The sequence below is a fragment of the Pseudomonas sp. IzPS59 genome (genome assembly GCF_014863505.1).
GTDB classification, from domain to species: domain Bacteria; phylum Pseudomonadota; class Gammaproteobacteria; order Pseudomonadales; family Pseudomonadaceae; genus Aquipseudomonas; species Aquipseudomonas kribbensis.
This window is the reverse complement of sequence record NZ_CP062251.1, coordinates 3,788,606-3,803,286: the sequence shown is the minus strand read 5'-3', so window position 1 is coordinate 3,803,286 and position 14,681 is coordinate 3,788,606. Positions and strand designations below refer to the sequence as shown.

At 60.3% G+C, this 14,681-nt stretch carries 14 protein-coding genes; 9 read left to right on the top strand and 5 right to left on the bottom strand.

Annotated elements, in window-relative coordinates:
* Window positions 1-200: 200 nt before the first annotated feature.
* Complete coding sequence (locus IF189_RS16960) at window positions 201-584, bottom strand: tautomerase family protein (RefSeq protein ID WP_192551964.1); 384 nt, start codon at window positions 582-584, stop codon at window positions 201-203.
* 270 nt (window positions 585-854) lie between these two features.
* On the opposite strand from IF189_RS16960, the gene IF189_RS16955 reads away from it, so the two are divergent.
* The 5 genes from IF189_RS16955 to IF189_RS16935 all read left to right on the top strand — a co-directional run bounded on the left by IF189_RS16955 (window position 855) and on the right by IF189_RS16935 (window position 5,210).
* The gene (locus IF189_RS16955) at window positions 855-1,049 is read left to right on the top strand and encodes a hypothetical protein (RefSeq protein WP_134826333.1); all 195 of its coding nucleotides are present in this window, start codon (window positions 855-857) and stop codon (window positions 1,047-1,049) included.
* A 51-nt stretch (window positions 1,050-1,100) separates the two neighbouring features.
* The gene (locus IF189_RS16950; RefSeq protein ID WP_167748742.1) at window positions 1,101-1,271 is read left to right on the top strand and encodes a hypothetical protein; all 171 of its coding nucleotides are present in this window, start codon (window positions 1,101-1,103) and stop codon (window positions 1,269-1,271) included.
* A 255-nt stretch (window positions 1,272-1,526) separates the two neighbouring features.
* Window positions 1,527-2,807: an HAAAP family serine/threonine permease gene (locus IF189_RS16945; protein ID WP_085732019.1), complete on the top strand. Its 1,281-nt coding sequence runs from the start codon at window positions 1,527-1,529 to the stop codon at window positions 2,805-2,807.
* A 137-nt stretch (window positions 2,808-2,944) separates the two neighbouring features.
* Window positions 2,945-3,562, top strand: a complete 618-nt coding sequence (locus IF189_RS16940) for a ParB-like protein (RefSeq protein WP_119427308.1) — start codon at window positions 2,945-2,947, stop codon at window positions 3,560-3,562.
* Entirely contained in the window at window positions 3,552-5,210 is a 1,659-nt protein-coding gene (locus tag IF189_RS16935; RefSeq protein ID WP_225739908.1) for a SulP family inorganic anion transporter, read from the top strand. The genes IF189_RS16940 and IF189_RS16935 overlap by 11 nt, the downstream gene beginning before the upstream one ends.
* A gap of 67 nt (window positions 5,211-5,277) precedes the next feature.
* Here IF189_RS16935 and acnB read toward each other — a convergent pair whose 3' ends face one another.
* Window positions 5,278-7,887: a bifunctional aconitate hydratase 2/2-methylisocitrate dehydratase gene (acnB, locus tag IF189_RS16930; RefSeq protein ID WP_134826535.1), complete on the bottom strand. Its 2,610-nt coding sequence runs from the start codon at window positions 7,885-7,887 to the stop codon at window positions 5,278-5,280.
* Between the two features lie 468 nt (window positions 7,888-8,355).
* Between acnB and IF189_RS16925 the strand changes: the two genes are divergently transcribed.
* Window positions 8,356-8,826 carry a DUF1289 domain-containing protein gene (locus IF189_RS16925; RefSeq protein WP_085711613.1) on the top strand — a complete coding sequence of 157 codons (471 nt, stop codon included), beginning with the start codon at window positions 8,356-8,358 and terminating at the stop codon, window positions 8,824-8,826.
* Window positions 8,827-8,871: 45 nt separating this feature from the next.
* Here IF189_RS16925 and IF189_RS16920 read toward each other — a convergent pair whose 3' ends face one another.
* Window positions 8,872-9,735 carry a universal stress protein gene (locus IF189_RS16920; protein ID WP_192551963.1) on the bottom strand — a complete coding sequence of 288 codons (864 nt, stop codon included), beginning with the start codon at window positions 9,733-9,735 and terminating at the stop codon, window positions 8,872-8,874.
* Window positions 9,736-9,893: 158 nt separating this feature from the next.
* On the opposite strand from IF189_RS16920, the gene IF189_RS16915 reads away from it, so the two are divergent.
* From IF189_RS16915 to IF189_RS16905, 3 genes are all read left to right on the top strand, one after another.
* Window positions 9,894-10,502: a tRNA-(ms[2]io[6]A)-hydroxylase gene (locus IF189_RS16915; RefSeq protein WP_134826336.1), complete on the top strand. Its 609-nt coding sequence runs from the start codon at window positions 9,894-9,896 to the stop codon at window positions 10,500-10,502.
* Between the two features lie 139 nt (window positions 10,503-10,641).
* Window positions 10,642-11,349 (top strand): response regulator, encoded by a 708-nt coding sequence (locus IF189_RS16910; protein WP_085711475.1) that lies wholly within the window; start codon window positions 10,642-10,644, stop codon window positions 11,347-11,349.
* The gene (locus IF189_RS16905) at window positions 11,350-12,636 is read left to right on the top strand and encodes an ATP-binding protein (protein WP_134826337.1); all 1,287 of its coding nucleotides are present in this window, start codon (window positions 11,350-11,352) and stop codon (window positions 12,634-12,636) included.
* A 34-nt stretch (window positions 12,637-12,670) separates the two neighbouring features.
* On the opposite strand, the gene IF189_RS16900 is transcribed toward IF189_RS16905, so the two are convergent.
* Entirely contained in the window at window positions 12,671-13,570 is a 900-nt protein-coding gene (locus IF189_RS16900; protein WP_192551962.1) for a bestrophin family protein, read from the bottom strand.
* Window positions 13,571-13,598: 28 nt separating this feature from the next.
* On the bottom strand, window positions 13,599-14,597 hold the full coding sequence (gene moaA / locus IF189_RS16895) for a GTP 3',8-cyclase MoaA (protein ID WP_134826339.1): 999 nt from the start codon (window positions 14,595-14,597) through the stop codon (window positions 13,599-13,601).
* Window positions 14,598-14,681 lie beyond the last annotated feature (84 nt).

Sequence of the window (14,681 nt, the reverse complement as noted above, 5' to 3'; positions counted from 1 at the left end):
CTCCTTGGGTACCGAACGTGCCGCACGGACGGGAGAAACAACAAGGCCCCGTCCATTGCTGGCGGGGCCTTGGGTTTGCTGCGCTGGTTTTACCTCAGGCGCAAACACCACGACCCGCCGGTGGCGGTCGTGGTGGTGCAGGTGAGGTGCAGCGCGCGAAGGTTCATGGGGCCGATCATGCTGGCGGCGTCAACAGGCTGTCAACTGGCGTATTGAGCAATGCCGTTGCCGAATGACCAGTTTTCTTTTTTCACTTCGACCAGGTTGATGAATACGTCCTCCAGACGGATCGACAGGTGCGTGTTCAGGTTCCGGGCGATGGTCTGGTACAGCGCCTTTTTCTGCTCCAGCGTCCGGCCCTCATTGAGGGTGATCTGGATGATCACCAACTGGTCGCTGCGCTGGATCCCCAGGTATTGCGGATCGAAGACGAAATGCTCGCCGTCGTGCTCGGCCAGGATCTGGAAGTTGTCGTGCTCCGGCACATTGATCGTGCTGCGCATGGCGGCGTAGATCTGCTCGCCGACGCGTTTGGCGAAGGTCGGGTCGGGGCGTTTCTTGAGTTCGACGCGGACGAGGGGCATGGGAGGGCTCCATGGGTCAGGGGACTGGAAGGGCTGTCAGTCGGTTCGCCATTGGGTATAGCTGAAAAATGCCGTTGGATGAGGGTGTTTAAAGTCGTTTGGCCGTGTAAGTGCCGTCCTGCGAAAGTTACGGAAGCTGCCTACGGGGACTGATGGATTTATCCGCTATTCGGCAGGTGAGAAACGCGAAATCATGCAGGCAAGACGGGATGTGCTCTTCAGGATGGGGCAGCAACCTGAATGGGGATTGCCATTAGCCAGGGAAGGCGAATGCTCAAGAACGATCGGGAAAATCTGGAACTCGAAAGGCTGGAGAATGAATCACGAAAGCTCGTGGCTGAAAGACAAAAGCTGCTGGCGGAGGAAAAAAAGCTGAGGTGGGAGGCGAACTTGTATCCAGTCGCGATATTGGGTGGGGTGGTGACCGCATTTACTGCAGTAGCAGGATTTTTTTTCAAATTTTAAGTGTTCGCATTTCAAAACAGTCAGGCCCAAGAGACCCAAAGGAAGATCAACATGAGTACCTATGACCGCAAGGCCAGAATGGAACGCTCAGAGCGAGAGCACGATGAGTGGGTCGAGAGAATGCGCATCAAACACAAAGGTGAAATGCTTCCGATGTTGGGGTTATTTGGCTTCGGCATCTTCTGCATGTCCCTTGGCTTCATATTGGCCCGATCGATTTGATAGGGTTTTTTCATGTCACATTGGACGCCGGTACTTGCCATAAAACGACATGCGACGTATCTGATGCCGACAGTATTTTTCCCAAAAACGACAATCCTCCAATCTGCTCCGCACAACCATTCCTCAGCTAAGTCTTTGCTTCCGCTCATTTATCGCGGAGAATCGCGCCCCTGTTTCGGCCGGAGCATGTCTGTCGGTTTTTTCCGACGCGTCCTGACCGAGTGGCAAGTGACCGGAATGCGGAGATCCGACCGGATGAATGATCAGGCCAATAGCGTCGAACAACGCTTTGAAACGGCAGCACCAGCCCAATTGTCGAGCTGGAATCGCCATGACACTACCTGGATGTTGGGACTGTTCGGGACGGCCATCGGCGCCGGTACCCTGTTTTTGCCGATCAACGCAGGTCTGGGTGGCTTCTGGCCGCTGGTGATCCTCGCGCTGCTGGCATTCCCCATGACGTTCTTCGCACACCGCGGTCTGACCCGCTTCGTGCTCTCCGGTCGCGAAGGCGCCGACATCACTGAGGTGGTGGAACAGCATTTCGGCATCAAGGCCGGCGCGCTGATCACCCTGCTGTACTTCTTCGCAATCTTCCCGATCCTGCTGATCTACAGCGTTGGCCTGACCAACACCGTCGCCAGCTTCCTCGAACACCAACTGCACATCACGCCGCCACCGCGCGCGCTGCTGTCGTTCGTGCTGATCCTCGGCCTGCTGGCGGTTGTTCGCTGCGGTGAGCAAGTGATCGTCAAGGCGATGAGCCTGATGGTGTATCCATTCATCGTCGCGCTGCTGTTCCTGGCGGTGTACCTGATTCCGCACTGGAACGGCGGCATCCTGAGCACCGCTTCGCAGGTGCCGGCGCCGTCGGCGCTGCTGCACACGCTGTGGCTGGCGATTCCGGTGATGGTGTTCTCGTTCAACCACTCGCCGATCATCTCGGCGTTCGCGGTGGATCAGAAGCGTCGTTACGGTGTTCACGCCGACGAGCGCAGCTCGCAGATCCTGTCCCGCGCCCACCTGCTGATGGTGGTGATGGTGCTGTTCTTCGTCTTCAGCTGCGTGCTGACACTGTCGCCGGAACAACTGGCTGAAGCCAAGGCGCAAAACCTGTCGATCCTGTCGTACCTGGCCAACCACTTCAGCAACCCGACCATCGCGTTCGCCGCGCCGTTGATTGCGTTCGTGGCCATCTCCAAGTCGTTCCTCGGCCACTACATCGGCGCCAGCGAAGGCCTTAAAGGCTTGATCGTCAAGAGCGGCAAGCGCCCGGGCGCCAAGGCTCTGGATCGCATCGTCGCAGCGTTCATGCTGGTGGTGTGCTGGATCGTGGCGACCCTGAACCCGAGCATCCTCGGCATGATCGAAACCATCGGTGGCCCGGTCATCGCGGCGATCCTGTTCCTGATGCCGATGTACGCGATCCGCAAAGTGCCGGCCATGGCGCGCTATCGCGGTCAGGCGTCGAACGTGTTTGTTACCGCCGTAGGCCTGGTGGCCATTTCGGCGTTGATCTACTCGCTGGCAGCCTGATTCCAGGCCAGCAGTTCCAGACGGGGGCGAGCCATTCGCCCCCGATTTTGCAAGACCTCCCGAGTGCCTGATCCAGGGCACGCATCCCAAGGCATAAACGGCTACGCTTGAAAGGCACTTTTCCCCGGAGATGCCTCATGCCCCGTGCACGACCCCAATTGATCAGCGCCAAACTGGAAAAACTCCATCCCACCCAGCTCACGGTCGGCCTCGCCGAAGTCGCCGACAAGCGCCAGGAATGGAAAAAACTCAAACGCAAGGAGCGGGCGGCAGCGCTGGACAATCACTGGTTCCCCAGTGTGCTCGGGCCTGAAGGCGTCTATTACATCGTCGATCACCATCATTTTGGTCTGGCGCTGATCGAGGAAGAGGTCAAGAAGGCCTCCTTGCTGGTGCTCAAGGATCTTTCGTTTGTCGACACGGTAACCTTCTGGAACGTGATGAACTTCAACCAGTGGGCGCACCCCTACGACGGTCGCGGTGTCCGGCGCACCTTTGAAGCCATTCCCAAGTCCATCGCCGATCTGCAGGACGACCCTTATCGCAGCCTCGCCGGACGCCTGCGCCGGGCCGGTGGCTACGCCAAGGACGCCACGCCCTACAGCGAGTTTCTCTGGGCGGATTTCTTTCGCAGCCGCATCGCCAGTGATCAGATCAGTGACCTGAGTCCCAAATTGCAGACCAAAGCCATGAATCTGGCCCGCAGTCAGGAAGCTCGTTATCTGCCAGGGTGGGTGGGTCCGATTGTCAACTGAACCTCTGAGTGCCGCTTCCCGACCCGAAGTGCAAAGTCGTAGCCAGGACCTGCTGGCCGGGCTGTCGATTGCCGGTCTGTTACTGCCCGAGGCCGTGGCGTATTCCAGCATTGCCGCGTTGCCACCCCAGGCCGGGGTGATCGCGTTGTTCGCCGGGCTGCTGTGTTACGCGTTGATGGGCACCAGCCGCTTTGCCGTGGTCTCGGCCACGTCGTCCTCGGCAGCGGTGCTGGCGGCGGCGACGGCTTCACTGGCTGGCGGGGATCCGGCATTGCGTCTGAGTCTCGCGGTCGGCCTGGTGATGATGACTGGAGTTCTATTTCTGCTGGCGGGGTTGTTCAAGCTTGGCAGCGTGACATCCTTCATCGCCAAACCGGTGTTGCGTGGCTTCGCATTGGGACTGGCGGTGACGATCATCCTCAAGCAGGTGGCGAGCGTCGTCGATGTCCACCTGACTGAAAGCAACCTGGTTCGCTTCCTGCCGCAGTTGATCGAGCAGTGGCCGAAATGGAATCTGGCAGGCGCTGGAGTAGCGCTGGTGGCGTTGCTGGTACTGATGGTCTGCGCCCGTTTTCGCCGGGTGCCGGGTGGCTTGATTGTTGTCGCATTGGGCATCGCCGCTAGTCAGTGGCTGAATCTGCCGGCCCACGGGGTGAAGCTGATCGGGGTCATCGATCTGGCGCTGGAGATGCCACAACTGCCGAACATGCCGTTTGCCGACTGGCTGCGACTCGGCGAGCTGGCGTTTGCCATGGTGATGATTCTGTATGCCGAGTCCTATGGCTCGATCAGCTCGTTTGCCCTGAAACACGGCGATCGGGTGTCCTCGAACCGCGACCTGCTGGCCCTTGGCGCGTCCAATCTGCTGTCGGGCCTGTTTCACGGCATGCCCGCCGGCGCCGGTTATTCGGCAACGTCGGCCAATGAGGCGGCGGGGGCTACATCGCGGTTGGCGGGAGTTGTCGCGGCGGCAGTGGTGTTGCTGATCGTGTTGACGGTACTGCCTTACATCGCCCTGACCCCGGAACCGGTGCTGGCCGCCATTGTGATCCATGCCTTGGGACGGGCGTTGAGCCTGCAACCGCTGGGTCGCTACTTCATCTGGCGCCGCGATCGTCTGTTGGTGATCTGCGCGGTGGCGGCGGTGCTGGTGCTCGGTGTGCTCGACGGTTTGCTGCTGGCAGTGGCGATCAGCGTGGTGCTGATGCTCAAACAGATGTCCTCGGCGGACATCCAGGTGCTGGGACAAATGGGCGGCGGTCACGATTACGTCGACGTGCAACGCCATCCGGATGCCCGGGAAATCCCCGGTGTGCTGATCGTGCGGCCGAGCGAGGCGCTGTTCTTTGCCAACGTGGAACGGATACTCGGCGGCGCGTTGCGCTTGGCCCGTCATGCGCCGGCGACGGTGCACACAATCATCCTGAGTCTGGAAGAATCACCGGATCTGGACGGTACCAGCATCGAAGCGCTGGAAGCGTTCTTCCTGCAGGTGCGTGCCGAAGACAAGCTGTTGATTCTGGCCCGCCTCAAACATGAGGCGCAGACCGTGCTGGCGCAATTGCCGGCGCTGGAACGCGAGCAGGTGCTGTTGAGCGGATTGAGTGTGGATGAGGCGGTTCAGCAGGCACTCAAGCTGAATGCATGAGTTTTCACAGGCATAAAAAAACGCCGCTCATCTCGCGATGGGCGGCGTTTTTCATTGCGTTGCAGCGTCAGGCTTGAACGACAGGGATCTTGGCGTTCGCAGCAGCTTCACGGAACTCGGCAATCTGGTCGAAGGACAGGTAGCGGTAAACATCGGCCGCCATGCTGTCGATCTTGCCAGCGTATTCCATGTACTCCTCGACGGTCGGCAGGCGACCCAGGATCGAAGCCACGGACGCAAGCTCAGCCGAAGCCAGGTAGACGTTCGCGCCGTCGCCCAGACGGTTCGGGAAGTTACGGGTCGAAGTCGACACCACGGTGCTGTTCGGCTCGACGCGTGCCTGGTTACCCATGCACAGCGAGCAGCCTGGCATTTCCATGCGGGCGCCGGCCTTGCCGTAGATGCCGTAGTAGCCTTCTTCGGTCAGTTGGTGAGCGTCCATCTTGGTCGGCGGCGACAGCCACAGACGGGTTGGCAGCTGACCCTTGACCTGATCCAGCAGTTTACCGGCAGCGCGGAAGTGACCGATGTTGGTCATGCACGAACCGATGAACACTTCGTCGATCTTCTCGCCAGCAACGCTGGACAGCAGACGGGCGTCGTCCGGGTCGTTCGGCGCGCACAGTACAGGCTCGCTGATGTCGGCCAGATCGATTTCGATGACTTCGGCGTATTCGGCGTCGGCATCGGCTTCCATCAGCTCAGGGTTGGCGATCCAGGCTTCCATCGCTTGAGCACGACGCTCCAGGGTACGCGCATCGCCGTAGCCTTCGCCGATCATCCAGCGCAGCAGGGTGATGTTGGACTGCAGGTACTCGGTGATCGACTCTTTCGACAGCTTGATGGTGCAACCGGCAGCCGAACGTTCGGCCGAGGCGTCGGACAGTTCGAACGCCTGTTCCAGGGTCAGACCTTCCAGGCCTTCGATTTCCAGGATGCGGCCGGAGAAGGCGTTTTTCTTGCCTTTCTTCTCGACGGTCAGCAGACCGTTCTGGATAGCGAAGTAAGGAATGGCATGAACCAGGTCACGCAGGGTGATGCCAGGTTTCATCTTGCCTTTGAAGCGCACCAGGATCGATTCCGGCATGTCCAGCGGCATGACGCCGGTGGCTGCGGCGAACGCGACCAGACCGGAACCGGCCGGGAACGAGATGCCCATCGGGAAGCGGGTGTGCGAGTCACCACCGGTACCCACGGTGTCCGGCAGCAGCATGCGGTTCAGCCACGAGTGGATGATGCCGTCGCCCGGACGCAGGGAAACGCCGCCGCGGGTCATGATGAAGTCAGGCAGGGTGTGGTGGGTGGTCACGTCGATCGGCTTTGGATAAGCCGCGGTGTGGCAGAAGGACTGCATCACCAGATCAGCGGAGAAGCCCAGGCACGCCAGGTCTTTCAGTTCGTCACGGGTCATTGGACCGGTGGTGTCCTGAGAACCTACGGTGGTCATCTTCGGTTCGCAGTAGGTGCCAGGACGGATGCCTTTGCCTTCTGCCAGACCGCAGGCCTTGCCGACCATTTTCTGCGCCAGGGTGTAACCCTTGGTGCTTTCAGCCGGTGCTTCAGGTTTCTTGAACAGGTCGAACGCAGGCAGACCCAGTTCGGCGCGAGCCTTCTCGGTCAGGCCACGGCCGATGATCAGCGGGATACGGCCGCCGGCGCGGACTTCGTCCAGCAGGACCGGGGTCTTCATTTCGAAGGTGGTGATGACTTCGTCGGTACCGTGCTTGCAGACTTTGCCAGCGTGCGGGTACAGGTCGATCACGTCGCCCATGTTCATGTTCGATACGTCGAACTCGATAGGCAGTGCGCCGGCATCTTCCATGGTGTTGTAGAAGATCGGAGCGATCTTGCTGCCGAAGCAGAAGCCGCCGCCGCGCTTGTTCGGCACGTAAGGGATGTCGTCGCCGAAGAACCACAGGACCGAGTTGGTCGCGGATTTACGCGAGGAACCGGTACCGACCACGTCACCGACGTAGGCGATCGGGAAGCCTTCGCCGCGCATGGTTTCGATCTGCTTCATCGGGCCGGTCTTGCCTTGCTCGTCCGGAACGATGCCGTCACGGGCCATTTTCAGCATGGCCAGGGCGTGCAGCGGGATGTCGGGACGCGACCAGGCGTCTGGAGCAGGGGACAGGTCGTCGGTGTTGGTTTCGCCGGTCACCTTGAAGACGCGCAGGCTGATCTTGTCGGCCAGCACAGGGCGCTTCTTGAACCACTCGCCGTCAGCCCAGGATTGCAGCACGGCCTTGGCGTGAACGTTGCCGTTCTTGGCTTTTTCAGCCACGTCGTGGAAGGCATCGAACATCAGCAGGGTGTGCTTGAGTTCTTCGGCGGCCACTGGCGCCAGCTCGGCGTTGTCCAGCAGTTCGACCAGGGTCACGATGTTGTAGCCGCCCTGCATGGTGCCGAGCAGTTCTACAGCGCGTTTCTTGTCCAGCAGAGGGGAGGAGACTTCGCCTTTGGCCAGTGCGGAGAGGAAACCGGCCTTGACGTAGGCGGCTTCGTCCACTCCTGGTGGTACGCGATTGGTGATCAGGTCAACGAGGAAAGCTTCTTCGCCAGCCGGAGGATTCTTCAGCAGCTCGACCAGGCCTGCAGTTTGTTCGGCGTTAAGCGGCTGGGGAACGATACCCAGTGCTGCACGCTCTTCGATATGTTTGCGGTAGGCTTCAAGCACAGTTATTACCCTCATCAGTGGTCCCAAATGGGTGTCCGGGACGCTCATCCCGAAATTGCCGTACTCATGCTCCTCACGACGTTGTGGGTCGTTCGGCCAGAATTACCGGCAATTCCTTACAGAAGCTGCTTTCAAAGTTTTACGCCTGCAGAACGGGGAGCTGATGAGGGTTGGCGTTGGGCTTTTCCCCGCTGGAAAAACCCTTCGCCAACACCGCTCTGAAGGAACGACTGTGCTCGTGACGCTTTGAAAACAGCTTCTAACGGACATTGGCGCCTAAAAAGGCTGGCTGATTCTACGGCAAAAAAAATTTAAAGGTAAGTCGGGCTCTATTGGACTTTGGTGGCGTTGTGCGTGGGTGGGGCAAACCTTGATCCAGCGCTTGCCCCTGACGTTTGAGGGGTGATGAATGCCGGACAAAGGGCTAACATGCCGACCTGTTCCGCGTTTCAAGTGTTCTGCCCATTTATGCCCAATCAGACCATCAAGACCCCCTGCGTCGGCCTCTGCTCTACTGTTTACGGTGATCTGGTGTGCCGTGGCTGCAAGCGATTCCACCACGAAGTGATCCACTGGAACGGTTACAACGAGGAGGAAAAGCGCGCGGTGTGGCTGCGTCTTGAGCAATTGCTGTCACAAGTGATGGCGAGCAAGGTCGAGGTCTTCGATCCGGCGCGCCTGCGCCAGCAGCTGGAACAGCGCAAGATCCGCTTCGTGCCGCATCAGTCGGAATATTGCTGGGCGTATCAGCTGATTGCCCGGGGCGCGCGGGTGATCATTAATCTGGAAGCCTACGGGATGGTATTGCTGCCGGAGTTTCGCGACTGGAACCTGCCGGAACTGCGCGATGCCATTGATCGGGAATTTTTCCTGCTGTCGGAAGCGCACTATCAGCGCTACATCGCACCCGGTTTCCTGAAGGATGCACTGGGCGAGTAAGCGTTACCTGTGGCGAGTGTCCTCGCCACAGGATGACAACAGTGCTTAATGCTTCACCGCCAACTCCACCAAATGGTCTTCAACCTCCTGCGGCTTGAGCACCAGCACATCACTCTCCAGCGCATCCAGCACCACTTCGGCGGTATTGCCGATCAACGCCCCGGACAACCCGGTACGCGCCACGGTGCCAATCACGGTCACGGCGGCCTGCAGCTTGTGCGCCATGAACGGAATCAGCACATCCGCCGGGCCTTCCTCGACATGCAAATGCTCGTCATCGACATCGAATTCAGCCTGGAACGCCCGGCATTGCTCGCGATAGCGCGCCTCGATGGTTTCCTTGAGCTGAAAGGTCGGGTCTGCCGCCGAGAGCATCGGTGACGGATGGGCGGTAATCACGTGCAGATGCCCTTTGGCCAGGCTGGCGATGTCATAGCCGTGGTCGATGATGGTGGTGTGCAGGTGGCGGTGTTCGCCATCGGCATTGCCCACATCGACAGCGGCCAGAATCACCCGGTCTTTCCAGGAGACGGAGGTTTTCACCAGCAGCACCGGGGTCGGGCAGTGGCGCAGCAGTTTCCAGTCCGCCGGGGTCAGCAAGGCTTTTTTCAGCGAACTGTCGGGGAAATGCTGCTTGATCACCAGCCCGCAACCTTCGGCCTGCTGCACGTCGATGATGGTTTCGTGCAGGCTCTCGTTCCACGCCTGTTCGGTGGTGACGCTGTAGCCGTCCGCCAGAAGCGCGGCCTTGAGCACGCTGAGCATGCCGGCGTGATCGTGCTTCTTGTCGCAGACCAGCAGGTGCAGATGGGCCTGGGTCACCCCGGCGATCAGCTTGGCGCGTTTGAGCGCCAGGCTTTCCGCGTGTTCGGGTTCGATGACCACCAGAATGCTGCGAATGGCTTGCATGAGTGAGTCTCCAGCAATGAAAAGGCACGGCGTTGCACAACTATAGTTGCTGCTGATGCGCCTGCGACTTGATGCATATCAAGGGCTGGCGCTGGTGGTCTGCGGGCAGGCCGGTATAATCGGCGCCCTTCGCTCGAACACCTTTGACCGTGAGCCCCATGATCCTTCCCGAAATCCACGAATTCCTTGGCTGCCGCACGCCAGACGCCTGGGTCCAGGCCGCGCTGGCCGATCAGGAAACCCTGCTGATCGATCACAAGAACTGCGAGTTCAAGGCCGCCAGCACCGCGTTGAGCCTGATCGCCAAGTACCATTCCCATGTCGATCTGATCAACATGATGTCGCGCCTGGCCCGGGAAGAACTGGTGCACCACGAACAGGTCATGCGCATCATGAAGCGGCGCAAGATCGAGCTGCGCCAGCTTCACGCCGGCCGTTATGCCTCGAGCCTGCGCAAAGTGGTGCGCAGCCATGAACCGGTGAAACTGGTCGACACCCTGGTGGTCGGCGCCTTCATCGAAGCCCGCAGTTGCGAGCGGTTCGAAGCGCTGGTGCCGCATCTGGACGAAGAACTCGGCAAGTTCTACTTCGGCCTGCTGAAAAGCGAGGCCCGGCATTTCCAGGGTTACCTGAAACTGGCCTACCAGTACGGCGACGCCAGGGACATCGCGCAGGTGATCGAGAGAGTCCGAGCCGCCGAGCAGGACCTGATCGAGTCGCCGGACGAGGAATTCCGTTTCCACAGCGGCGTACCCGTCGCGGCATGAATTGTTAAAAACTCTTAAGAGCATGAAACATCAACGAAAACCGGCCCAAGTGGCCGGTTTTTGCTGCCCGCGATAATCGTCTTGCCTGCGAATGCCGCCATAATGTCGCCCACTTCACTGAGGGTTGGCGACGGTCGTTATGGATAACCTGGGTTTTGGCAGAGTCTTGCTGGTGGAAGACGATGAGCGGCTGGCCGCGCTGATCGCCCACTTTCTCGAACAACACGGCTACGAGGTGCGCACAGTGCATCGCGGCGATCTGGCCGTGGCCGCGTTTCTTGAATTCAAGCCCAAAGTCGTGGTGCTCGACCTGATGTTGCCGGGGCAGAGCGGTCTGCACGTGTGCCGGGAAATCCGCAGCGTGTCGGACACGCCGATTGTCATCCTGACGGCCAAAGAAGACGATCTCGACCACATTCTGGGCCTGGAGTCCGGGGCCGACGATTACGTGATCAAACCGATCAAGCCGCCTGTATTGCTCGCGCGTCTGCGCGCACTGCAACGCCGGCAAGTGCCGGACAGCGGCGTGGTCAGTTCCCTGGAGTTCGGTCAGTTGCACATCGACCGCAGCTGCCGCGAAGTGCGTCTGGCCGGCGAGCTGATCGAGCTGACCACCATGGAGTTCGAACTGCTGTGGCTGCTGGCCAGTGCAGCGGGCAACATCCTGTCGCGCGATGACATCCTCAACCGCATGCGTGGCATCGCCTTCGACGGCCTCAATCGCAGCGTCGACGTGTACATCAGCAAGTTGCGCAACAAACTCAAGGACAACCCCCGCGAACCGGTGTGCATCAAGACCGTGTGGGGCAAGGGCTATCTGTTCAATCCGTTTGCGTGGGAGTTGTAGATGCTGCGGTTATTTCTCGGGCTGTTTCTGGTGATGACCGTCGGGCTGGTGGCGGCGCTGCAAACCGTCGAACACACCTTCAACGCGCTGCTCGACAACCAGATGCAGGCCTACAACCGCGAGGCGGTGCGTGGTCAGGCCTGGTCGCTGATCGAGCACATGCGCGACCAGAAAGGCGCGGCGCGCGAGGCGCAACTGGACGCGCTGCGCCCGCACTACGGGCTGACGCTGAGTCTGGTCGAGGCCGATCAACTGAACCTCAGCGATGAGGAAAAAGCCGAACTGGCCCAGGGCCTGCTGGTGATCCGCCACGACTACACCCAGTTCATCAGCAACATCGACGGCGGCTCGCAACTGCTCAGCATCAAGCTGCCGCCCGAGCCGAGCCTGATGCCGTTCTACATCTCGGCGGCTTACATGATGCTGGCCGTGCTGCTCGGGATCGTCCTGTACTTCTGGGTGCGCCCGCACTGGCGTGATCTGGAAAAACTGCGCCTGGCCGCCGAGCGCTTCGGCGACAACGACCTCTCCGCGCGGATCCAGCTTTCAAAACGCTCGAACATCCGGGATCTGGCCGAACACTTCAACCTGATGGCGGCGCGCATCGAAGGCCTGATCGCCAATCAACGTGAACTGACCAATGCCGTGTCCCACGAACTGCGCACGCCGATTGCCCGGCTGTCGTTCGAACTCGATCAGCTCAAGCAACAACCGGACGCCAGCCAGAACCGCGAACTGATTGCCGACATGTACGCCGACCTTGGCGAGCTGGAGGAAATGGTCTCCGAATTGCTGACCTACGCCAGCCTCGAACGTGGCGCAACCGTCATTACCCGCGAGAATATTCAGGCGGCCAACTGGCTCGACAGTGTGGTGGGCAGCGTGGCCCTGGAAGCCGAGGCTGCCGGCGTGCAACTGCTGATCGGCGAATGCCGGGTCGAAGAGGTGCGGATCGAGCCGCGTTTCATGGCGCGGGCGGTGATCAATCTGCTGCGTAACGCCATTCGTTATGCCGAGCAACGGGTCGAGGTGTCGCTGGTGCGCATCGGCGATCAATACGAAGTGCAGGTCAACGACGACGGGCCGGGTGTGCCGCTGGCCGGTCGGGAGAAGATTTTCGAACCGTTCTCGCGCCTGGACGCCAGCCGCGACCGCCGCACTGGTGGTTTCGGCCTCGGGCTGGCATTGGTGCGGCGGGTGTCGCAATCCCATGGCGGCCGGGTTGAGGTTGGCGATTCGCCGTGGGGCGGGGCGTCGTTCCGCATGACCTGGGCGCATCTGGATTGATGGAGTTTCCTCCCCTGAAGGGGGAGGTGTCGGTTCAACTCAGCACGTAGTCCACCGGTTTCAGCGCCGGAGGCAAAGGCTCGACACCGAGTTCCGCCAGAATATCCCGCTCGATACCCCGCACCAGCGCATCGGTCGGCAGGTCGTTTTCATCACGGCCGAACGGATCTTCCAGCTCATCGGCAATCGCATCCAGCCCAAAGAACGTGTAGCTGACAATCGCCGTAAACAGCGGCGTCAGCCAGCCCAGCGGTTCGGCCATGGCGAACGGCAGCAGGATGCAGAACAGGTAGATCGTGCGGTGCAGCAGCAGGGTGTAAGGGAAGGGCAGCGGGGTGTTCTTGATCCGCTCGCACACCGCTTGCGCCTGGGTCAGGCTGGTCAGGTGATTGGCCAGCAGCATGTAGCGCCATTCGCTGAGATCCCCCGCCTCGTGCAGATCGGAACACTGCTGGCCGACGGTTTGCAGGATGCGGCCGCTGTAGTCCGGCACCTGCGCGTCGTGTTGCGGGGTGATCCACTCGGCGCTGGCGGCGGCTTCGTTTTCCCGGCGCAACCGTGCGTTCAGGGCATGAGCAAAGCCGCAGAGATTCAGCAGCAATAACCGACGTTGCGCCGATTCGCGGATGACATGGGTTTCGCGAATCACCGAACGCCCATGCACGATCACCTCGCCCCAGGCCTTGCGCGCTTCGTACCAGCGGTCGTAGCAGGCGTTGTTGCGAAAATTCATGAAGATCGACAGCGACAGGCCGAGCAGGGTGAACGGCGTGGCGTTGACCTTGGTGAAGTTGCTCGGGTGGAGGATTTCCACCAGCACGATGGCCGACGCCAGCAACGTGACCATCAGGGTGCGCAGGGCGATGCGTTTGGCAATCGAGCCCTTGAGGGTGAACAGGATGGCGAACTGATTGACCTTGGGTCGGATGATCATGCTGTTTTTGCCTTGAAGACGTGGCGGTTCAGCCGCCGGTCATGTTCATGAAACGCACCACTTGCACGTCGTCGTTCACTTCAAAGTTGTGCCGGTAAGGCTTGAGCTTCATCGCGTCGATGATCGCTTTCTCCAGCCGTTGCGGTTGACCCGGATGGGCCCGCAGCACCGCTTTCAAGTCCACCGAATGCTCGTTCCCCAGACACAGTAGCAAACGCCCCTCGACCGTCAGCCGCACCCGATTGCAGGTGCTGCAAAAGTTGTGGCTGTGGGGCGAGATGAACCCCAGCCGAATGTGCGGCGCTTCTGCCAGTCGCCAGTAGCGCGACGGGCCCTGGGTCGATTCGGCGGAATCGATCAAGGTGAAGCGCTCGGCAATCCGCTCACGCACCTGAGCACTGGAGAAGAACGACTCGGCGCGGCTGTGTTCGCTGATGATGCCCAGCGGCATTTCCTCGATGAAAGAAATATCCAGATCCCGCTCGATGGCGAACTGCACCAGATCGTTGATCTCGTGATCGTTGCGGCCCTGCATCACCACGCAGTTGAGTTTAGTGCGGGTAAATCCGGCCTCGCGGGCGGCATCGATGCCGTTGATCACTTGTGCCAGGTCGCCTGTGCGGGTCATCTGCTTGAAGCGCTCGGCATCGAGGCTGTCGAGGCTGACGTTGAGGCGCTTGACCCCGGCGTCGAACAGCGGGCCGGCGAGTTTGCCGAGCTGTGAGCCATTGGTGGTCAGGCACAGTTCGCGCAGGCCGGGTAGGGCGGCGATCTGTTTGCACAAACCGACGACGCCGGGGCGAATCAGCGGCTCGCCACCGGTCAGGCGGATCTTGCGGGTACCCAGCGCAACGAAGCTCTGCGCCAGTTGATAGATCTCCTCCAGCGTCAGTACCCGTTGGCGTGGCAGAAACTGCATGTCTTCAGCCATGCAATACACGCAGCGAAAGTCGCAGCGGTCGGTGACCGACATGCGCAGGTAGTCGACGCGGCGGTTGTAACCATCGATCAAGACGCGCTCTGACATGACAGCCTCGCTTGGGTGAAATCCGCTATTGAAGGGATTGGGTCGGCGCAGGTTATGAGCAACTTGGAACAGCGTCCAATCACT